The 21635-nt window shown below is 61.1% G+C and carries 12 protein-coding genes and 2 pseudogenes; 11 read left to right on the top strand and 3 right to left on the bottom strand.

Features of this window, described 5'->3' with window-relative positions:
• Positions 1-13: 13 nt before the first annotated feature.
• Positions 14-1315, bottom strand: coding sequence for a response regulator c-di-GMP phosphodiesterase, NosR family (gene nosR / locus BFN10_RS04660; protein ID WP_071488684.1), 1302 nt, complete (start codon positions 1313-1315; stop codon positions 14-16).
• Between the two features lie 219 nt (positions 1316-1534).
• On the opposite strand from nosR, the gene BFN10_RS04655 reads away from it, so the two are divergent.
• The 6 genes and pseudogenes from BFN10_RS04655 to BFN10_RS30005 all read left to right on the top strand — a co-directional run bounded on the left by BFN10_RS04655 (position 1535) and on the right by BFN10_RS30005 (position 7584).
• Positions 1535-3409, top strand: coding sequence for a putative bifunctional diguanylate cyclase/phosphodiesterase (locus BFN10_RS04655; protein ID WP_071488683.1), 1875 nt, complete (start codon positions 1535-1537; stop codon positions 3407-3409).
• Between the two features lie 25 nt (positions 3410-3434).
• A complete protein-coding gene (locus BFN10_RS04650; protein ID WP_071488682.1) occupies positions 3435-4397 on the top strand; it encodes a cytochrome-c peroxidase in 963 nt (320 codons plus the stop codon).
• Entirely contained in the window at positions 4394-6208 is a 1815-nt protein-coding gene (locus BFN10_RS04645) for a DAHL domain-containing protein (RefSeq protein ID WP_071488681.1), read from the top strand. The genes BFN10_RS04650 and BFN10_RS04645 overlap by 4 nt, the downstream gene beginning before the upstream one ends.
• Positions 6205-6642, top strand: a pseudogene (locus BFN10_RS30015) (response regulator); the annotation flags it as partial. The gene BFN10_RS04645 and the pseudogene BFN10_RS30015, both read left to right, overlap by 4 nt.
• 135 nt (positions 6643-6777) lie before the next feature.
• A pseudogene (locus tag BFN10_RS30010) lies at positions 6778-6861 on the top strand (hypothetical protein); the annotation flags it as partial.
• 60 nt (positions 6862-6921) lie between these two features.
• The gene (locus BFN10_RS30005; RefSeq protein ID WP_414860449.1) at positions 6922-7584 is read left to right on the top strand and encodes an ATP-binding protein; all 663 of its coding nucleotides are present in this window, start codon (positions 6922-6924) and stop codon (positions 7582-7584) included.
• A 21-nt stretch (positions 7585-7605) separates the two neighbouring features.
• Here the strand turns inward: BFN10_RS30005 and BFN10_RS04635 are convergent, their stop codons facing one another.
• Positions 7606-7878, bottom strand: coding sequence for a type B 50S ribosomal protein L31 (locus BFN10_RS04635; protein ID WP_071488679.1), 273 nt, complete (start codon positions 7876-7878; stop codon positions 7606-7608).
• Positions 7879-8045: 167 nt separating this feature from the next.
• Between BFN10_RS04635 and bglX the strand changes: the two genes are divergently transcribed.
• The 5 genes from bglX to BFN10_RS04610 all read left to right on the top strand — a co-directional run bounded on the left by bglX (position 8046) and on the right by BFN10_RS04610 (position 20204).
• Entirely contained in the window at positions 8046-10298 is a 2253-nt protein-coding gene (bglX, locus tag BFN10_RS04630) for a beta-glucosidase BglX (protein ID WP_071488678.1), read from the top strand.
• An 82-nt stretch (positions 10299-10380) separates the two neighbouring features.
• Positions 10381-12000, top strand: a complete 1620-nt coding sequence (locus BFN10_RS04625) for an FMN-binding glutamate synthase family protein (protein WP_071488677.1) — start codon at positions 10381-10383, stop codon at positions 11998-12000.
• 67 nt (positions 12001-12067) lie between these two features.
• Positions 12068-12364 carry a cupin domain-containing protein gene (locus BFN10_RS04620; RefSeq protein ID WP_071488676.1) on the top strand — a complete coding sequence of 99 codons (297 nt, stop codon included), beginning with the start codon at positions 12068-12070 and terminating at the stop codon, positions 12362-12364.
• Positions 12365-12496: 132 nt separating this feature from the next.
• Entirely contained in the window at positions 12497-13624 is a 1128-nt protein-coding gene (locus BFN10_RS04615) for an OpgC family protein (RefSeq protein WP_071488675.1), read from the top strand.
• Positions 13625-13688: 64 nt separating this feature from the next.
• On the top strand, positions 13689-20204 hold the full coding sequence (locus tag BFN10_RS04610; protein WP_071488674.1) for an NEL-type E3 ubiquitin ligase domain-containing protein: 6516 nt from the start codon (positions 13689-13691) through the stop codon (positions 20202-20204).
• Between the two features lie 3 nt (positions 20205-20207).
• Here the strand turns inward: BFN10_RS04610 and BFN10_RS04605 are convergent, their stop codons facing one another.
• A complete protein-coding gene (locus BFN10_RS04605; RefSeq protein ID WP_071488673.1) occupies positions 20208-21626 on the bottom strand; it encodes an amino acid permease in 1419 nt (472 codons plus the stop codon).
• Positions 21627-21635 lie beyond the last annotated feature (9 nt).

Here is a 21635-nt window from a genome sequence, read left to right as displayed (position 1 = left end):
CGTACGGAGCACACTAGGGGAGTTGCGCCTGCTCCTCGGGCGTCTTGATGAACACGCTGTACTTGGCGCCCTCCATCGCTTCGAACGCAATCAACTTGTCGACCAGCGGCAGGTTCAACACCTTGCCGGCGTTCAACAACAACATGCCGTTGTCGGCATTGAGGTTGCGGGCCAGGACCATGCCGGCCTCCAGTTCCCGAGTGGTGAGGACTTTTACCGTGGGGTCGCCCAGGGTCACGTCGCTCAGGAAGGTTGCGCAGGCCTGCACGAAATCTTCCACCAGGTCCGGATCGTAGAGGCGCCCGACATATTTGCGGATAAACAGCAGGGCTTCATCGCTGTTCAAGTTGCGCTCGAGGATCAAGCCTTTCTGCAACTCGATGAAGTCCACCGCCAATTTCAACAGCCGTGAACCGGGAGGAATCGACTCGCCCTTGAGGTGGTCGGGAAAGCCCGTACCGTCCCAGCGCTCCTGATGATGGCGAATGATCCGCGCCGCGTCTTTCATCGGTTCAAGGGTCATCAACAGCGATTCACTCTGGGCCGGGTACTCGCGGTAGAGCGTGCGGTCGGTGCTGTGCAATTTGTCCGACGGCGACACCATCATGCTATCGGTCCAGCTCAGCTTGCCGATGTTGTAAAGCGCGGCGGCCATGGTCAGGTCGCGGGTGCTGGCTTCATCCATGGCCTGGGCGGCGCAGTACACGCGGATCAGTTCGATCAGCGCACGGTTGGTCTGCTTGTCCCTGGGCAGGCGCAGGTTGGCCAACAGCGAAAACACCTCGGTGCCGGTCACGTAGCTGCGCTTGAGTTCTTCGTAGGCCAGGTCGAGCATGTCGGCGGTTTGCTGCAACTCGGCGGTGCGCGACGCGACGCGTTTTTCCAGGGTGGCATTGAGCGCCTTGAGCTGGTCGTTCTGCACCTGGGTCAGCCGTTCAAGCCGCTGATGCTCAAGCGCCTGCTGCAGGATCAGCTTGAGTTCATCGTCATTCCACGGCTTGGCGATATAACGGTGGATCTGCCCTTCGTTGATCGCCTTGATGATGGTCGGCACGTCAGCGTAGCCGGTCAGCAGGATACGACTGGTGGCCGGGTACAGCCGGTGGACTTCGGCCAGTAGCTGCGCGCCATCCATGCCGGGCATGCGCGCATCGCTCATGATCAGGTCGATGGGCTGTGCCGCCATGATCTCCAGGGCCTGGGCGCCGCTGCCGGCCAGCACCACATCGAAGGCTTGACTGCGCAACAGCCGGCGCAGGCTATTGAGAATCGACTCTTCATCATCGACCAGTAAAACAGTGGGTTTCTCATCCATGGTGACCGCGCCTTCAAATCAAACAAAATGGAGCTAAATTGAACCCTTGTGCCCGGCCAGCTTCCTTCGCCTGAGGCGCGGGGTTGATTTGACGCCAACTGGCCGTCGATATCAAGGGACCTCGACTATGCTGACAGAACAGGTTGGCGCCCCGCTCCGAGGCGAAATCAGGGAAGGAGTCGTTATGCAGTCAAACCCTTTGTCGTCACGGAACAGGCCATGACTGCTGATTCCGCCAGGGCCAACCGGCGCATTCTGATCGTCGATGATACGGCCTCGATCCATCAGGACTTCCGCAAGATTCTCTGCGCCGATGCCAATGGCGAGCCTTCGTTGGAGAACCTTGAGGAAGCGCTGTTCGGCACCGCCCCTAAAGTACGCCAGGCCTTCAAGCTGGACTCCGCCTACCAGGGTGAGGAAGCCCTGGAACTGGTCAACCGGGCCCTGGCCGCCAACGCGCCCTATGCCCTGGCGTTCATCGACATGCGCATGCCGCCGGGTTGGGATGGCCTGCAGACCATCGAACAGCTGTGGAACGTCGACCCCAACCTGCAGATCGCCCTGTGCACGGCTTATTCCGACTATTCCTTCGAAGCCATCGAGGCGCGACTGAAGTATAACGACCAGCTGCTGATCCTGAAAAAACCCTTCGACCACCTGGAAATCCGCCAGATGGCCAGCGCCCTGACCTGGAAATGGCAGCTTGCCCAGGATATCGCGCAGAAAGTGCTTGGCCTGGAGCGCACCATCGAAGAACGGGTGCAGGAATTGCTCAAGGTCTCGCACCTCCTGCAATACGACACCCTCACCGAATTGCCCAACAGTACCCTGCTGGGCGACCGGCTGACCCAGGCGATTGCCTTGGGCCGCCGGCATGACACGCAACTGGCGGTGATGTTTATCGGGCTGGACCGCTTCAAGCGCATCAATAATGCCTTGGGCTATCCGGTGGGCGACGAGGTGCTGCAACAAGTCAGCCAGAGCCTGGTGGCAGCCGTACGTGAGTCGGATTCGGTATTTCGCTACGGCTCGGACGAGTTCGTGGTCGTGCTCAACGATATCCAGCATCCCCAGCAAACCCAACATATTGCGCAAAAAATACTCACCGCCGTTAAAACCACCCGGCATGTGGCAGGGCACGACCTGAGCATTACCGCCAGCCTGGGCATCAGCATCTACCCCAATGACAGCGGGAATGCCGTGGAGCTGATCAAGCACGCTGAAACCGCCATGCACACCCGCAAGGAACAGGGCCCGGATGGTTTCAGCTTTTACACCGAAGACATGAACCTGCGCGCCCAATTCCAGCAAAACCTGGAAAGCGCGATTCGCCAGGCGCTGGACCGCAACGAGTTTGTGCTGCACTACCAGCCGAAGCTGGACTTGAAATCCGGCAAAATCGTCGGCGCCGAAGCGTTGATCCGTTGGTATCAGCCACGCTCCGGCTGGATCAAGCCAAGCGACTTCATCCCCGTGGCCGAAGACAGCGGGCTGATTGTGCCCCTGACCCAATGGGTGCTGCGCCAGGCCTGCGAGCAGGTGCAGTCCTGGCGTGCAATGGGCCTGCCGCCATTATGTGTCTCGGTGAATATCTCACCCCTGGACTTCCGCCAACGCGACTTCGTCGACAAACTCGCCGCCGTGCTGAAGCAAACCGGCGTGCCGCCGTACTTGCTTGAACTGGAAATCACCGAAAGCGTGCTGATGCAAAATGTCGAAGAAACCGTCAAGACCCTGCACACCATCAAGGCCATGGGCGTGCGCCTGGCCCTGGACGACTTCGGCACCGGTTACTCCAGCCTCAGCTACCTGAGACGCTTCCCCATCGACGTGTTGAAGATCGACCAGTCCTTCGTGCGCGGCCTGAACGTAAATAACCAGGACGAGCAACTGATCAGCGCTATCATCGGCATGGGCAGGAGCCTGGAACTGACTATCATCGCCGAAGGGGTCGAAACCCTCGATCAGCTGAGTTTCCTGCAAGCCCAGCTGTGTGAAGAAGGCCAGGGCTTTTTATTCAGCAAGGCCGTGCCTGCCAAAGACTTTGCCCAGTTGCTGCAAGTGGGCTGCGCGACATTGATGCCCACCCCATAGCCCTATGCTTGCAAGGAGTGCTCGCTTGAGCAATGTCTCAACTTACCGTCTTGGCCTGATGTTCATGCTGGGCCTGGCGGCACCGCTGCTGGCCGCACCACTGGATGAAGCGCTCAAACCGCTGCCTGCGGTTCCCACGCTGGACCCGGCCAGGGTCGAGCTGGGTCGCCAGCTGTTCAACGAACCGCGCCTGTCGGTCAACGGCACCCTCTCGTGCGCCAGTTGCCATCGACTGGCGTCCGGCGGTGCCGACGACAAGCCGTTTTCCCTTGGCTTCGACGGCAAGCCGGTCGAGATCAACACGCCGTCGGTATTCAACGCCAGCCTGAACTTCAAGCAGTTCTGGAATGGCCGGGTGGATACCCTGGAAGCCCAGGTCGAACAGGTGGTGATCAGCCCGGTGGAAATGGGCAGTGACTGGAAAACCGTGGTGCAGAACCTGTCCGCCATGCCTGCCTACCAGACCGCGTTCAGCCAGGCCTACCCCGACGGCGTCACCGCCGCCAATGTGCAAAACGCACTGGCCACCTATGAACGCACCCTGCTGACACCCAACTCGCGATTCGACCAGTACCTGCTGGGCAACACCGAGATCCTCACGACCCAGGAAAAGTACGGCTACCAACGCTTCAAGGACTACGGCTGCATTGCTTGCCACCAGGGGGTCAATATCGGCGGCAACATGTTCCAGAAGTTCGGCGTGATGGGCGACTATTTCAAGGCACGGGGCAATCCGGTGGAGTCGGACCTTGGGCGCTACCTGCTGACCCAGGACGAAGAGGACCGCCATGTGTTCAAGGTGCCCAGCCTGCGCAATGTGGCCGTCACCGCCCCGTACTTTCACGACGCCTCGGCCAGGACCCTGGAAGAAGCGGTCGATGTGATGTTCAAGTATCAACTGGGGCGCAACCCTTCCCAGGAAGACAAGGACCTGATCATTCAATTCCTCAAGACCCTGACGGGCGAATGGGCGGGCAAACCACTATGATCCTGGCCAGACGCCGTACCAGCCAACTGCTGCTCGCCCTGATCACCGTGCTGCTGGCCTCGACGCTGGTCTTTCTGTACTTCAAGTCAGGCCGTGACCAGACAGCCAGTTACACTCACTCGCGGGACCTGATCCGGCAACTCCAGCAACTCAATGCCCAATGGGACAGTGAGGTGCTCAAGGCCCGGATCTCTATTACCCATAACTACGACCCCCTGGTCGCGCCACTGCTGGAAATGACCCGGCTGTGGACCGAGCTGAAAAGCCGCGGTTCCTACCACGAGGCCACCGACCAGCCCCGCTGGCAGGCCGATCAACAAGCCTATGAGGCGGCCATCCAGGAAAAGGCCCGGTTGGTGGACCAGTTCAAATCCCACAACGCGGTGCTGCGCAACTCGCTGGCCTTCCTCCCGACTGCCGAGGACGATATCCAGGCCCAATTCAACCGGGTGGACGATGAGGGCAAGGCGCAACTGCAAAGCGTGGCCACCGACACCTACGACCTGTTGCTCAGCAGCCTGGAGTTCGCCCAGGTCACCAGCGATGATCGAGCCGCCGACATTCTCGTCGGCCTGGGCAAGCTGGCCGTCAACAAAGAGTTGCTGCCTGTCGAGTTCCAGGCGCCGGTCGATATTCTCAGCAATCATATTTCGCTGATCCTGCGCGAACAGCCGTTGGTCAACAGCCTGCTTGAACGGATCGCGGCGGTGCCCGTGGCCGAACGCCTGGATGACCTGACCACCCATCTCAACCAGGACCAGCAGACGGCCGACCTGATCGACCACCAATACCACCGTTACCTGCTGATTTTCTCGACCTTGCTGGTGGTGCTGTTGCTCTACCTGGCCGTGCGCCTGTTGCGCAGTTTCGCCGAGATCAACCGGGTCAACCGCGCCTTGCAGGCGGCCAATGAAACCCTGGAGCAACGCGTGGAGCGGCGCACACAGCAACTCAAGGATGCCCAGAGTGAACTGATGGACAGCGCCCGCCAGGCCGGCATGGCCGAGATCGCCACCAACGTGCTGCACAACGTCGGCAATGTGCTCAACAGCGTGAACATTTCCGCCGACCTCGTCAGCCGCAAATTGCGTAGCAGCAAGGCCCTGGGCCTGGGTAAAGCCATGCAGTTGATCAACGAACGCCAGGCTGACCTGGGCACGTTCCTCACCGAAGATGAAAAGGGCAAACTGTTGCCCGGCTACTTGAACCAGTTGGTGGAAGCCATCGCCGCCGAACAGCAGGGCATGACCGAAGAACTGGCGCAGTTGAGCAAAAGCGTCGACCACATCAAGGACATCGTCGCCACCCAACAATCCTACGCCGGTGCGTCCACGCTGTTGGAGCCGGTCAACATCAGTGCCTTGATGGAAGATGCCTTGCGCATGAATGCCGGCGCCCTGAGCCGTCACCACGTCACGGTGGTCAAGGAGTACGCACGGGTGCCGGAAATCCTCGGGGATAAGCACCGGCTGTTGCTGATCATGGTCAACCTGATCAGCAACGCCAAGTACGCCATGTCCAACCTCACCGACCGGCCACGACAAATGACCCTGGTTGTCCAGCCGGGTGCCGATGACACCTTGCAGATCAGCGTGAAAGACGAGGGCGAAGGCATTCCGCCCGAGAATATGACCCGGATCTTCACCCACGGCTTCACCACCCGCAAGGAAGGCCACGGCTTCGGCCTGCACAGCTGCGCCCTGGCCGCCGTGGAAATGAACGGCCAGCTCAGCGCACACAGCGATGGGCCTGGCCTCGGTGCAGTGTTTACCTTGACGATTCCTCTCACTCTTGCCGGAAGCCCCCCATGAACCAGCCTCCCAACCGGCGCATTTTGTTGATTGATGACACGCCGTCGATCCATGACGACTTTCGCAAAATCCTGATGCCTGCCGTCGAATCCAACCAGGCGCTGGATGACATGGAGTCGGCCCTGTTCGGTGACACGGCCAAAGCCCAGGCCCAGGTGTTCGAGTTGCATTCGGCATACGGTGGAGAGGAAGGCCTGCAACTACTCGTCACGGCCATGGCAAACAAACAACCCTACGCCCTGGCCTTTGTCGACATGCGTATGCCCCAGGGCTGGGATGGCGCAAAAACCATCGAGGAACTCTGGAAAGTCGCGCCCGACCTGCAGGTGGTGGTGTGCACCGCTTACTCGGACTATTCCTGGGAAGACCTGCTGGAGCGCCTGCACGCCCATGATCGCCTGCTGATCCTGAAAAAGCCCTTCGACAATATCGAAGTCCAGCAAATGGCCAACACCCTGGCCAACAAATGGGACATGGCCCGGCGTGCCTCCCTGCAAACCGCACACCTGGAACAACTGGTGGAACAGCGCACCCAAGCGCTGCAACTGGAAATTGACGAGCGCAAGCACCTGGAAAGCCAACTGGTGCAGTCGGAAAAACTCGCGTCGCTGGGGCAACTGGCGGCGGGCGTGGCCCATGAGATCAACAACCCGGTGGGGTTTATCTCCTCCAACCTCAGTACCCTGGATGGCTATTTCAACCAGCTGCAACAGATGCTGGATGCCTACCGGACGGTCGAGGCTAGCCTCGCATCGGGAACACAGCGCGATCAACTCAAGGCGATGCGCGACGAGGTGGAACTGGACTTCCTCAAGGAAGACATTCCGATCCTGATCAGGGAATCCAAGGAAGGCATCAGCCGCGTGATACAGATCGTGAAGGACCTGAAGAACTTCTCCCGGGTGGACAACGACCAGACCTGGCAATTTGCCAACCTGCAACAGGGCATCGACTCCACGCTCAACATCGTCGCCAGCGAACTCAAGTACAAGGCCGATGTGGTCAAGCACTATGCCCCGCTACCGGAAATCGAGTGCCTGGCATCCCAGCTCAACCAGGTGGTGATGAACCTGGTGATCAATGCTGCGCAAGCCATGGGACCCGAGCGCGGCACCATCACCATCAGCAATGGTGTGGAAGGCGAGCATGTATGGCTGGAAGTGGCCGACAACGGCTGTGGGATTGCGCCTGAGAGCGTGCAGAAAATCTTCGACCCGTTCTTCACCACCAAACCGGTGGGTGAAGGCACAGGGCTGGGTCTGTCGCTGTCCTACGGCATCGTCAAGAAACACCGGGGCGATATTTCCGTCAGCAGCGAACCCGGCAAAGGTACGACGTTTCGGGTGGTGCTACCGATCCGGCAGACGGCGGCGTAGAACACGCCGCCATCATGTCGCTCAGGCCTCGGCTTTTTTCGGGCTAGAGCCAAACGACGCGAACCGCTTGTTGAACCCGGCAATGCGGCCTTCGGCCTGGGTCTTGCGCTGTTGGCCGGTGTAGATCGGGTGCGAGGCGCTGGACACGTCCAACGGAATATACGGGTAAGTGTTGCCGTCACTGTGTTTATGGGTGCGGTCGCTGTCGGCGGTGGAGCCGATCAGGAAAAACACGTCAGCGGCGGTGTCGTGGAACAGCACGGTGCGGTAATCAGGATGGATACCAGCTTTCATAAGGCCTCCGGGGCGTTTGAGTGCATTCGATGCGTTATACAGTAACACACGTCACATACCCAAACGAGAACAGATTGCAATAAGCATATACCTGTCAGAACTCACAGTAGACGTTGTTGGTGACTAACCAGACACTCCAGGTAAGCGCGTTGCCTCGGAGCACACGTATGAAGCGTCGACTGCTGATCCTGCTGGTCACTTACCTACCCTTGGTCGCGATGGCTCAGGATGACGTGGTCGAGCACTTGCTGGCGCAGATGACCCTTGAAGAAAAAGTGGGCCAACTGACGCTGTTACACATAGTGGACACCCCTAACGGGGCCATCAACCATCTGCAAGGCCAGAAACACCTGGCGATGACTGATGTTGGCGCAGTGATAGGCGCCAGCGGTGCAGAAAAAACCCGTCAATTACAGCGTTTCGTGGTGGAAGGCTCGCGACTGCATATTCCTTTGCTGTTTTCTCTAGATGTCATTCATGGTTTTTGCACGATGTTCCCGGTCCCGCTTGCCGAAACCAGTGCCTGGGACCCTGATCTCACCCAGCGCACCGCGCATGCCGCCGCAGTGGAGGCGACGGCCAGTGGCGTGCATTGGACGTTCGCACCGATGATCGATATCACTCGCGACCCACGCTGGGGGCGAGTGGTGGAAGGTTCCGGCGAAGACCCCTTCTTGGGCTCGGCTATGGCCACGGCGCGAATCAAGGGTTTTCATGGAGACGGGCCGGCCAGTACGGCGTTCATGTTGGCCACCGCGAAACATTTCGTGGCATACGGCGCCGCCGAAGCAGGACGCGACTATAACACCGTAGACTTGTCGCAACGAACGCTATGGGACGTCTACCTGCCACCCTTTCGGGCCGCCGTTCAGGCAAGCGTCGATGCCATCATGCCGGCTTTCAACGAACTTGAGGGGCTGCCAATGGCCAGCAACCAAGCACTGCTTGACCGTGTGCTGCGTCAGCGATGGGGGTTTTCGGGAATGATCGTCTCGGACTATGAGGCACTGGCGGAACTGATCACCCATGGCACTGCAGCGACACCCCTGGACGCGTCACGTCAAGCAATTGAGGCAGGCGTGGATGTAGAACTAGCCAACCAGTTTTTCAGGCTGACCCTGCCCTATCTGGTCAGTAACGGCCAAGTGCCGATGGCGACCGTGGACAACGCCGTACGCCGAGTACTCAAGGCCAAGCAACGGCTGGGCCTGTTCGATGATCCCTATCGCTACAGTGATACAACCCGGCAACGCTTGCTGTCCCAGACTCCGGAAGCCCGCGCACTTGCCCGAGAAGCCGCACAAAAGTCCATCGTGCTGCTGAAAAATGCCGATTCATTGCTGCCCTTGTCGAAAGATCTTCAAAATATTCTGGTCGTCGGCAGCCTCGCAACGGATGTCGCTGCCAGTCTGAAAACCTGTATGGCTGCGGAGCAACCCATTGGGGCGATCTCAATTCTGCAAGGCATACAGAACGCCACCTCCCCCGCCACTCGAGTGATCTACGTGCCCGGCGCTTCACCGTCAAGCCAGGACACTCAGGGTATTGCAGCGGCACAAAACGCTGCCCAAGACGCCGATGCAATCGTCGCAGTATTGGGTGAAACGTCAAACATGTCCGGCGAAGCCAACAGCCGCGCCAGCCTGGACCTGCCCGGCGCCCAGAATGCCCTCCTGCGGGCTCTCCTGGAAACCGGGAAGCCTGTGGTCGTTATCCTGGTGAATGGCCGCCCACTGGCACTGACCGACACTGTCGAGCAGGCGCCCGCAATCATCGAATCCTGGTTTCTGGGAACCGAAGCGGGCAACGCCGTGGCAGATGTACTGTTCGGCGACATAAACCCAAGCGGCAAACTGCCCATGACCTTCCCCCGCAGCGTCGGGCAGGTTCCCATCTACTATGCGCACAAAAACACCGGACGCCCGATTTTAGGCGAGGACGACAGTTGGAGCTCGCGTTACATCGATCAACCCTCGACCCCGTTATACCCTTTCGGTTTCGGTCTGAGCTATACCAGGTTCAGCTACGGCACGCCTCAATTGAGCAGCACGCGCCTCGGCTCCAGCCAGCCCTTGACTGTAACGACCACCGTTACCAATACCGGCCCACGCGCAGGCGATGAAATTGTTCAGCTGTACCTGCGGGACGATGTCGCCAGCGTCACCCGCCCGGTACGCCAGTTACGCGGCTTTCGCAAAGTGCATTTGGCAGCCGGCCAAACCCGGGAAGTGGTTTTCACACTCGATGAAAATGACTTTGCAGTGCTGGATGCGGATTTTGAGCCAAGGGTGGAAGCCGGCACCTTCACCCTGTTCGTTGGGGGTGATTCAACCACCGACAACCAGGCCCACTTCGAAGTCACTGATAGCCGCAAGCTCTCTATATCGGGCCAGTCCGTCTCACCCAGCATGCCAAATTGAACATTCCCACAGGTTGTCTAGGGTTTCCTTACAGGCGCAGAATGCCGTACCGACCAAAAGAGTCTGAACCCAAGGAAACCGTATGAGCCTGTCGTTGTTAAGCCGTTACGCCTTCTTTGCCGTGTGCGTCCTGTTCACCCTTGCCAGCCTCCCTTTTATCGAACACGAATGGCTCTGGCCCATCACGGTGGTCACCGGCGTGTTGAGCCTGATCGGTCTGTTCGACCTGCTGCAAAGCCCCCACGCCGTGCGCCGCAACTACCCGATCCTGGGCAATATCCGTTACCTGGTGGAAGCCATCCGCCCGGAGATCCGCCAGTACCTGCTCGAATCCGACAGCGATGCCCTGCCCTTCTCCCGCGCCCAGCGCTCACTGGTCTACTCGCGGGCGAAGAACGAAACCGCCGACAAACCTTTCGGCACCCTGATCGACGTGTACCAGTCGGGTTTCGAATTCATCGGCCACTCCATGCGCCCGGCGCCGCTCAGCGACCCCAGCGCATTCCGCGTGATGGTCGGCGGCCCGCAGTGCACGCAGCCGTACTCGGCATCGGTGTTCAATATCTCAGCGATGAGCTTTGGCTCGCTGAGCGCCAACGCGATTCGCGCGTTGAACCAGGGCGCCAAGCTCGGCAACTTCGCCCACGACACCGGCGAAGGCAGCATCAGCCCTTACCACCGCGAAAACGGCGGCGACCTGACCTGGGAACTCGGCAGCGGTTACTTCGGTTGCCGCACCAGCGATGGCCGTTTCGACCCGGAACGCTTCGCCGTGCAGGCGCAGAACCCGCAAGTGCGCATGATCGAAATCAAGATGAGCCAGGGCGCCAAACCCGGCCACGGCGGGATCCTGCCCAAGCACAAGGTCACCCAGGAAATCGCGGACACGCGTGGCATCCTGATGGGCGAAGACTGCATCTCGCCGTCGCGTCACAGCGCGTTCTCCACACCGATCGAATTGATGCAGTTCATCGCGCAACTGCGTGAACTGTCCGGCGGCAAACCGGTAGGCTTCAAGTTCTGCCTGGGCCACCCGTGGGAATTCATGGGCATCGCCAAGGCCATGCTCGAAACCGGCATCCTCCCGGACTTTATCGTGGTCGACGGCAAGGAAGGCGGCACCGGCGCCGCGCCAGTGGAGTTCACCGACCATATCGGCGTGCCGCTGCGTGAAGGCCTGCTGTTCGTGCACAACACCCTGGTGGGCCTGAATCTGCGCGACAAGATCAAGCTCGGCGCCAGCGGCAAGATCGTCAGCGCGTTCGATATCGCCAGCGTACTGGCCATCGGCGCCGACTGGGCCAACTCGGCGCGCGGCTTCATGTTTGCCATTGGCTGCATTCAGTCCCAGTCGTGCCACACCAACAAATGCCCGACCGGCGTGGCGACTCAAGACCCGCTGCGCCAGCGCGCCCTGGTGGTGCCGGACAAGGCCCAGCGCGTGTTCAACTTCCACCGCAACACCCTCAAGGCCCTGGCGGAAATGCTCGCGGCGGCGGGCCTGGAGCATCCGTCGCAACTGTCGGCCAAGCACCTGGTGCGGCGCATGTCGGCGACCGAGATCAAGTTGTTCTCGCAGTTGCATGTGTTCCTCAAGCCGGGCGAATTGTTGACCGGTGAGGTGAATGGCGAGTTCTATTCGCGGATGTGGCAGATGGCGCGGGCGGACAGCTTTGAACCCCACGAAGCCAGCGCCGCGTGATATCAAGATAACGACCCTCACCGCTGAACCGGACCACCGACGGCATCGTTGAAACAAGGAGATTCACATGCCGTTACTGGACTTTTCCGCCATCGCTGCGCAACTACCCGAGAGTTGGAAATCCAAGCGTCTGGGCCAGGTTGGCCGCGCGTGGATCAAGGTGTTGCGTATGGATGAGCAGGCGTACGAGGTAGAAACCCATGACTACAACGAAGGCTTACTGGTGATCGATGGCCTGTTGCGCCTGAGCATCGGCGACGACGAAATCAGGGTAGGCGCCGGCCAGATGTACCTCGTGGAAGCCGGTATCGCCCACGCAGTGCTCGCCGGCAGCCATGGCACACTGGTCATCATTGATGTCTAGAGACATTCAGTAATATCCAACCTTTGCAATTGCTTACAAATACCGCCAACCTGCGCCCGCCCGACGTGCGGCGTACGACAACGCCCACGCTCACCTGTCCTTGTTAAACCTGATATTCAAGAGCCCGTAGCCATGCCTGACGGACGCGACCCACGCATCGATTTTTTTCGGGGCCTGGCGTTGATCTTCATTTTCTGGGATCACGTCCCCCACAACCCTCTCGGCCAGATCACCTTGCGCAACGTCGGTTTCAGCGACGCGGCGGAGGTGTTCGTGTTCCTCGCCGGTTTTGCCGCCGTGCTCGCCTACGGCAAGATCCTGCAGCGCGACGGTTACTGGCTGGCCAGTTTGAAAATCCTGCGACGTACCTGGGTGCTGTACGTGGTGCATATCTTTTTGCTGGCGCTGCTGATGGGCATCGTGTTCTTCGCCAACAGCCATGTGGAAACCCGCGACCTGGTCGAGGAGATGGGCCTGACGCACTTCGTCACCCACCCCCAGCAGGCGCTGACCGACGAACTGCTGCTGCGCTTCAAGCCCAACCTGATGGACCCGCTGCCGCTGTATATCGTGCTGTTGGGCGGCCTGCCGCTGGTGCTGCCGATGATGATGCGCCGGGTCGAGGCCGTGGTGGCTGTGTCGCTGGCGATCTACTTGATGGCGCCCTGGATGGGCTGGAACCTGCGCGCGATTGCCGACGGCGTGTGGTACTTCAACCCGGTCACCTGGCAGTTGCTGTTCGTGCTTGGCGGCGCGGCGGCGGTGTACAGCCAGCGGCCGAAACCTGTGCAGGTACGCCCGTTGTCGCGCCAGCCGCTGTTTGTCGCATGTGCCCTGTATGTAGTGCTGGCTGCGGTGATCACCCTGTCGTGGCGCTGGCCGCACGTGCATGACGCCTGGATGCCGGCCTGGCTCAGTGATGGGCTGTACCCGATCAGCAAGACCGATTTGTCACCGGTGCGCCTCGTGCACTTCCTCGCCCTGGCCTACGTTACGGCGAAGCTGTTGCCCCACGTCGGCTGGACGCAGAACCGCGTTGCCACTGAGGTGTGCCGCATGGGCCGCTACTCCCTGGAAGTGTTTTGCCTTGGGGTCGTGCTGGCGCCCCTGGCAGACATGATCAACGCCTTGGCCCACGATGCCGTCGCCATGCAACTGGCGACCGCCGTGGCCGGTGCGCTGTTGATGGTCGGCCTGGCTATGTGGCTGGACATGCTCAAGCGCCTGGACTCGGCCCCCAAGCCCGCGCTACATAGGTAGCGCCCGGCAAAACCGGCAGGGTGATTCCATTTCCTTCCACTTAACCCGTGAAAGGAAATGGCCCATGCCAACCCATCAACTGCTCAACGGCCTGTCGGGCAACCTGCAATCGAGTGATGCCTGGGGCCGACAGCAAGCCCTGGAGCAGATCCGTGAAACCCTCACGCGCACACTGAACACCCTGAGCCCTGACCAGCAGCGCGATTATGTGCGGCTGCAACGCAATGCCCTCCAGGCCCTGAAAGCGGTAGAGACAGAAAACAACGCCCTGATCGGCACGTTCAAGACGTGGGGGCAGGCCCAATTGCGCGCGCGCATCGGCAACCAGGACCCCAAGCGCGTCTTCCTGCACACGCGCTACCTGGAACAGGTGCAGCCGCCGATGCCCTGGGAACCGCGCACCAGTTCCACCAGCCTCTCCCGGGAACGGCGGCGTTTTCGCCGGGCATACGATGAATGGAAATACCGCTCCCATGTGTCCACCCTTTCGTTGTGGGACGCCGCGTGCCTGAACTTCGACTTCACCACGGGCACACCGCAACGCCAGGGCAGCACCTTCGTCGATGCCTCCTACTTCACGGGCAATGAAAACCCGGTGTTGACCGTTCAGGGTTTTGTCGAGATCGCCCGCGAGCTGGACCTGGGCGGGCAACTGCAACGCACGCTCGATGCAGCCCTGGGCCGGGACGGAAGACTGCAACAGTTGCTGCAGGACAGCGCCCGTGCCTGCCTGCTCTTCGAAGCGTTGGAAGCCTATCGCAACCGCGCCGTGACAGGCGTCACCCTTGAACTCTACCACCGCATGACCCAGGCCATTGAGGGCAGTGGCGCGGCGCTGGAATTCGAAACACTTGGGATGAGCACCGGTATCACGCTGCTGCCGGCGGTGCCGTTCGTGCCTTCCGACGAGACCATCCCGGTGCCGCTGCTGCTGATCCGGGTGGGCAGCCTCGGGGTAGTGTCCTACTTCCCGTTCCGTCCCGGCGGTGCGCTGCACTATCACGTCGACAGCAACGCGGCCCACGCGCACTTCATGCAGCAACTCAAGGACAGCCACCGCCGACATGACCTGGGCTGGTTTGCACGACAACTGCCCGTGACCGAAATGACGGCGTTCAAGCGCCTCGACCAGCAGGAGCGACGCCCGGAGCACCTCAGCGCCCTCGCCGGCTTCCTGTACGACACGTTCCATCGCCTGTTCCCGGCCAAGACCCTGGACAGCCTGCGCTTCAGCCCAGACCCCAGGCACGGGCGTCCCGAAACCCTGGTGCAAGCCCTCACTTACCGTCACGTCCAACACTACCAGGCCAATCTTTCCACCCTGGCCACCAGCCGCTCGACCCGCGACTTGCAGGCCGTCATGGACGGCGCTGCCGCCATCGCCGACGAAATCCTGCAATTGCTGCTGACGCCCATGCCCGGCGGCGTCACCGGCCTGAACCGGGTGATGCAGGTGGTGGTATTCGGCAGCCTCACCTACAGCACGATCGTGGGTATCAATGAAGCCGCGAAGGGCCAGGCCATGGACTTTGCCGCCGCATTGGCGGACGTGATGGACCTGGCGATCAACGGTCTGTTGATCACCACCGCCGGGCGGGTGCATCGGCTACGCATCCAAGGTTTGCTGCAACGCCTGGGCAACCCGCAAAAGCTGATGCGCAACGACGACACCGGGGTGCTCTGGAAACCGGACATAGGCCCCTACGCCATTCTCGATCAGAACCTGCTCAATGGTCAGACGCCCAATGCCCAGGGCGTGTACCAGATCAACGGGCAGCAGTACGCCTGGTTGAAGTACGGTGAAGAGCGACGCGTCGTGGAAATCAGCCATGACGCCAAGACTCTCAGGTTCGTGCTCAAGCAGGACAACGGCAGCGATGCGGCGCCGCCGATCGTGTTCGACCCCGCCTTGCAAGCCTGGACCCTGGACTTGAGAAACGCCCATGACCTGTCCGACGTGCAACTGCTCGAGCGCATGCTGCCCAATGGCTCAAGCCCGGTGCCCAGGCTCGACATGGAACGCATGCTGCGCAGCATCTCCCCCAGCCGCGCCACCCTGGACAACGTCTGGGCCGGCGCGCCTGCCCCCGTCAACCTGACCGAAGGCGTCAGGCGCCTGCAGGTTGACCGGCTCATAGACCAGTTGATCAGCGACTTTCACCGCCGCGGCCACCTGCCGCCCCATGCCGATGGGGCGGTGCTGTGCCTGTTGCCTCACGTGCCCGGCTGGCCAGCAGATGCGTCCCTCCAGGTGCATGACGCCCAAGGCACGCTCATCGAAACCTATGCCGCCGCCGATACCCCACCGGCCACGGGCACCGTTATCAAGCTCAAGCGCCGCGACGATGGCACCTATATCGCCCTGGACGGTCCGGACACCACCGTCGTCTCCCAGGAGCCGTTGTTCGAGCTGATCCTTGAGCAACAGCCTTCCGGTTCGGTACTGGGCAAAGAAGGCAGCCCGCACTTGACCACGGCGCAACGCATCGCCCGCGTGCGCCTGCAAATCAGCGAGCTGGCCCAGGCCCGGCGGTTGGCGCTGTTCAGTGCGCTGTACCGCTACGCCGGCCAGGCCCGGCATGAAGTACCGGCCAGTGATCCCGCACGCCTCTTTACGCCACTGAAGGTCGCGCCTCCTTTGGTGGAGGTCACGCCTGTGCTGAAGACACTGCGCGAGCGATTCGCACCGTTGACCCCGGCAAACCTGGCGCAACTGCTCAACGACATGCCCTTGAGTGAGCCTGAGCAGGCGCGCTTGCTTCAGACCGGCAAATTGCCGCAGGCGCTGCACGAGCACCTGGAGCATCACCGGACCGCGCTGCGCATCGATGTGGCCATCGACGGCCTTTACCACCGCCGCGCATTCAATCCGGACACCGATCGATGGGCGCGGGAGTTCGCTGTCAGCCTGCTACGCGACGCCCTGGGACGACATTTCGTGGTCACCGATATGAGCAGCGGCGATCCCAGGCAACGTTACGAATCCAGCGGACCCGACGACACCACGGTGGAATTGCTGTTCTACGGCGAAGGTCGCTACGAAGCCTACGACATGCGTAACGGCGGGCCGATCCCGGTATCACCGGCTGTCGACAGTTTCTACCTGGCCATCGGCTCGGTGCTGCAACCCCACGAACGCTTGAAACTGGGTATGCAATCCGCTTCCGATGCCCAGGGGTTGCGCACCACCCTGGGTGACCTGATGAGCGCCCAGCGCGGCCCTAGCGGCTATGTCAGTCTGCTGGACCTTTCGTTGCACCAGTACGAGCAGAACGTGGTGCTGCCGGCACACTTGCAAGCGGGCGCCAATGGCTTGTATGACCTGGACGGGCAAACCCTGCTGCCGCTCTATGGCTCGTTGTATCCGGTTGTCTATGACAACAGCCTGCGCAAGTGGCGGCTCAAGCACCCGGAAAAAATCGGCGTCGACACGCCCACTCTGGAACACAACCGTCGGGGCGCATGGCGCTTGTCCACCGAGAACCCGATGATCTGGAGCGATCATCGCCTGCTCTACCGCCTGGGTGCCCAGGACTACAACGTGGACGAAACCACCGCCGCGCGCATCCTGAAAATCACCGATACGCCGGCACGGGCCCTGCGCGAGGTGCACAGCGCTCAACTGCCACCACCACCTTTGCTGGAAGACACCTGCAAACGCTTTCGCATCGAGCGCGACATTCTTCACTTTATCCAGGCGATGACCACCTATTCTGCCCAACAGAATGCGCGACCGTCCTTGCAACTGCAGCTCGCCAGCCACTTGCCTACCTGGCCGGACAGCCACAGCCTGGAGGTTGTCGACGACAACGGCCGCGTGATCAGCCAATACCGCTATCACCCCACCACCGAGAAAATACGCCTCACGGAGGCCGAAAGCCGCAGTCGCGAACCGTTGAAAAAGCTGGTGCAGAACGACGCCTTGACTCGCGCCTTGCTCGGCGAACTCCCGGCCACCCAGGAAGAACGCCTGTTCAAACTGGCCAAGACCATCGCCGAATATGCCTACCGCGAACGTGCGCAACTGTTCGACAACCTGTACGCCCAGAGCGAGCAGGGCGGCAACCGGCTGGAACAGCGCTTGAAATCCAGTTTCCCGCAACTGCCCCGTAGCGCGGTCAGGGCCATCCTCGACCAGGCCACGCCGCAGGAACTCAAGCAACTGCAGGACCATAGTCAGGTCGGCCTGCGCCTGGTCGAACAGGCCCGGCTCACCGCCGACGATATGCGCCTGAACCGCGCCTACGAAGGCCTTTACCTCAGGACCCTGGGCAACCCCGACAGCGAAAGGATCACTTTGCATCTGCTCAAGGAACTGCCCGGCTGGCCCCGGCAATTACGCCTGGACATCCACGACGGCAACGCCAGGGGCCGTCTGCTGGAGAGCGCCGGTCACCTCACCGGTATCGACCGACGCACCCTGGCGCGATTCAACGGCGGATTCCATGCCTATGACAAACAAGGCCGCTTGCTCAGCGACCCCGCCGAGGTCGGCAGCGACCTGTTGAGCGCCATCGCCCTGTTGCTGTCGGAAACCGAGTGCCGGACCCTGGGCATCGCCGACAGCGTTGACCTGTCCCCCCTGCGACACGCAATTGCCGAGCTGGCGTTGAACCAGCGCATTGCAATCAAGGGCCTGCTCGGCCTACGGCATATACCGCCGTGGCTGCAACCGCCGATGCAGGTGGACAGCTCGTTCATCGCCTATCCGTTCTCATTGAGAGGGCTATGGCCATTCGGCGGGGACCGGCCGGTGAACCTGGTCAGTAAAGTCCGCGAGCTTTACCCCAGTTTCAGCCACGCCAGGGCGCAAGAGTTGATCAACGGCCTGGGCATGAGCGAACCCGCCGCCCTGATCGAACTGCAACGCCGCAAAGCCGAGTATCAAGCCCTGCAGTTCGAATTGCAGCGCTGGATCGATACCCCCCAGGCCGTCGATGATCCGAACACCGATCCGGTCGGTTGGAACTACGGCGTGCGCAGGCAATTGGCCGACCGCATCCTGCGGGCCTGGCGCCAGGAAACACGCGCAGCCTATGACGGCGATACGGGACTGTTCGACACTCACCAACTGGTGCTGCGCCTGGACGGCAACAGCTTGCCCGACGCTGATTTCATCCTGAGCAACCGTAGCTTCGAGCACATTGAATACCTGCGCATCGACGGCGACGCCTTCCCGCAGACCGGCAACGCCTTCCTCGGCAAATTCACCGGCCTGACCCATCTGAAAATCGACTGCATGCTCAATGAGCTGCCCGCCAGCCTGACGCAGATGACCCAGCTTGAGAACCTTGACCTGAGCGACAACACTATCGTGCTGACGGCCGAATCCCGCCAGCGACTGGCCGGTATGACGCGACTGGCCGAGCTCCACCTGGATGGCAACCCCCTGGGCCTGACCCCGGATGTCTCCCGAATGGCCCGCCTGCGCGTGCTCTCGTTGCGTCAGACCAACATTGATCAGTGGCCCATCGGCGCCGACACCCGCAGCAGCCTGCGCACCCTGTTGTTGCAGGAAAACCGCTTGACCACGGTACCTGACGCAGTGCTTTCCGACGTGCGCATGGGGCCGACCAACCGCAACACCATCCTGCATGACAACCCGTTGAGCGAAGCTACCCTGGCCAGGATTCGCGAATACCGTCATCGCACCGGCATCGTCATCGGTGGCGCATTGCCGGGGATCTTGCACCAACAGGCCATGTCCAGGGAATTCAGCCGCTGGCTGGCCGGTGTTCCTGTCGCACAGCACAGTGCACGGCAACAGTTATGGGAGCAATTGCAACACCACGAGGGGGCGAGGTCGGATGACGCGTTCCGGGTACTGCGCGACCTGGTCCAATCCTATGCCTACACCCACAGTCCGGCCAGCCAGCAAGTCCTGACCACCAGGGTCTGGCACCTGCTCGAGGCCATGGGCCAATCAACTGAGCTGCGCGAGCGAATTTTCCTGAATACCTATGTCGCCGGTACGTGCGGCGATGGCGCCATCCTCGCCTTCATCGATATGGAGATTCAGCACAAGGTCCACCAGGCCCGGTCCCAGGCCGGCAGCAACCAGGCCGACCGGGATCTGCTGGCGCTTGCCAAAAGCCTGTTCTACCTGCGCCAGGTGGACCAATTGGCCGATAGCCACATCCAGGGACTGCGTGACGCCGGGGTGGAGCCGGACGATGCGGAAATCAAGCTGTATTACCGGCTGCGTTTTCTGCCGCAATTCGAACTGCCGATCCAACGCGAAGAAATGCTGTATGCCGTCGAGGACTGGGTTGATGAAAGCGACATCGCCGCCGCCCGCCGCCACCTGGAAGACTTGAGCAAGACCCAGGCGGCGCAGAACGCACTACTGATGGAGGAGTTCTGGATCGAGTACCTGGCCCGCAGTTACCCGGAGCCCTTCTCGACCATTGAGAACGTAGTGAGTCACCAATTGAACAGCCTGAACCTGGAGATCCCGGACAGACGCTCGGAAGCCTACCTGGAACGTCGGCAATCGCTGGTGGAGTTGCAGATCGCCGAACGCAATCGCCTGATACGCCAGTTGACCGAAGCGGCTCAACTGGCGCAGCGGGCCCATTGAGCGTCACGCCGAACGCGTGGCACCCTGTGCGGTGTCCAGCGGTTGCAGCTTGAACACGTAGAACAACACGGTCAGCAGCACCAGGAACGCCGGCCCCACATACAGCGCCACGCGGGTGTCCGGGAAGTACGCCATCAGGCCCACCACCAGCACCAGGAACGCCAGGGCCAGGTAGGAACTGACCGGGTACAGCCACATGCGGTATTTGAGCCCTGCCCGTTCGGCGGGGCTCAGGCCTTTGCGGAACTTGAGCTGGGCCAGCAGGATCATCAGCCAGGTCCAGATCGCACCGAAGGTGGCGATGGAGGTGACCCACACAAAGACTTTTTCCGGCACCAGGTAGTTGAGCAACACGCCTAGCAGCAAGGCAAAGATCGACAGCAGCAACGCCTTGCGCGGCACGCCGTTGCTGGAGGTCTGGCCGAACGTGGCCGGCGCCTGGCCGTTCTGCGCCAGGCTGTAGAGCATGCGCCCTGTGCTGAAGATGCCGCCGTTGCAAGACGACAGCGCGGCGGTGATCACCACGAAGTTGATGATGCCCGCGGCGGTCTTGATACCGAGCCGTTCGAAGGTCATCACGAACGGGCTGCCCTGGGTGCCGATCTCGTTCCACGGATAGATCGACAGGATCACAAACAATGCGCCCACGTAGAACAACAGGATGCGCCAGAACACTGAGCCGATGGCGCTGGGAATGGTCTTTTGCGGGTTCTTCGCTTCACCGGCGGTGAGGCCGATCATCTCGACGCCCAGGTAGGCAAACATCACCATCTGCAATGACATCAACACGCCCTGCACGCCATTGGGCATGAAGCCGCCGTGGGCCCACAGGTTGGAAATCCCCAGGGCCACGCCGTCATTGCCGAAGCCGAAGGCGATGATGCCGACGCCGCCGATGACCATGGCAATGATGGTGACGATCTTGATCAGGGCGAACCAGAATTCGAACTCACCAAACGCCTTGACCGCGATCAGGTTGATGGTGCCCATGCTGATCAACGCCGCCAGGGCCCAGATCCAGCGCGGCGTATCCGGGAACCAGACGCCCATGTACACCGCCACGGCGGTGATCTCCGCCACGCAGGTTACCAGCCACAGGAACCAGTAGTTCCAACCGGTGAGAAAGCCCGCCAGCGGGCCGAGGTAGTCTTGGGCATAGCGGCTGAAGGAGCCGGCTACCGGGTTGTGCACGGCCATTTCGCCGAGGGCGCGCATGATCACCAGGATCGCCAGGCCACCGATGATGTACGACAGCATGATCGCCGGGCCGGCCATTTCGATGGCCTTGGCCGAGCCGAGGAACAGGCCGACGCCGATGCAGGCGCCCAGCGCCATCAGGCGGATATGCCGTTCACCGAGTTCGCGTTTGAGCGGGCCGCCTTGAGCGGTCTCGCCATGGGGCAGTGGGTTGCCGACTGGCATAGGGTACAA

The sequence above is a fragment of the Pseudomonas extremorientalis genome, from assembly GCF_001870465.1.
Classification (GTDB): Bacteria; Pseudomonadota; Gammaproteobacteria; order Pseudomonadales; family Pseudomonadaceae; genus Aquipseudomonas; species Aquipseudomonas extremorientalis.
This window is presented reverse-complemented; position numbering and strand designations above follow the sequence as displayed.

Coding starts and splice junctions, on each gene's coding strand:
- nosR (WP_071488684.1), bottom strand. CDS start 1,315: ATGGATGAGAAACCCACTGTTTTACTGGTCGATGATGAAGAGTCGATT.
- BFN10_RS04655 (WP_071488683.1), top strand. CDS start 1,535: ATGACTGCTGATTCCGCCAGGGCCAACCGGCGCATTCTGATCGTCGAT.
- BFN10_RS04645 (WP_071488681.1), top strand. CDS start 4,394: ATGATCCTGGCCAGACGCCGTACCAGCCAACTGCTGCTCGCCCTGATC.
- BFN10_RS30005 (WP_414860449.1), top strand. CDS start 6,922: ATGCTGGATGCCTACCGGACGGTCGAGGCTAGCCTCGCATCGGGAACA.
- BFN10_RS04635 (WP_071488679.1), bottom strand. CDS start 7,878: ATGAAAGCTGGTATCCATCCTGATTACCGCACCGTGCTGTTCCACGAC.
- bglX (WP_071488678.1), top strand. CDS start 8,046: ATGAAGCGTCGACTGCTGATCCTGCTGGTCACTTACCTACCCTTGGTC.
- BFN10_RS04625 (WP_071488677.1), top strand. CDS start 10,381: ATGAGCCTGTCGTTGTTAAGCCGTTACGCCTTCTTTGCCGTGTGCGTC.
- BFN10_RS04620 (WP_071488676.1), top strand. CDS start 12,068: ATGCCGTTACTGGACTTTTCCGCCATCGCTGCGCAACTACCCGAGAGT.
- BFN10_RS04615 (WP_071488675.1), top strand. CDS start 12,497: ATGCCTGACGGACGCGACCCACGCATCGATTTTTTTCGGGGCCTGGCG.
- BFN10_RS04610 (WP_071488674.1), top strand. CDS start 13,689: ATGCCAACCCATCAACTGCTCAACGGCCTGTCGGGCAACCTGCAATCG.
- BFN10_RS04605 (WP_071488673.1), bottom strand. CDS start 21,626: ATGCCAGTCGGCAACCCACTGCCCCATGGCGAGACCGCTCAAGGCGGC.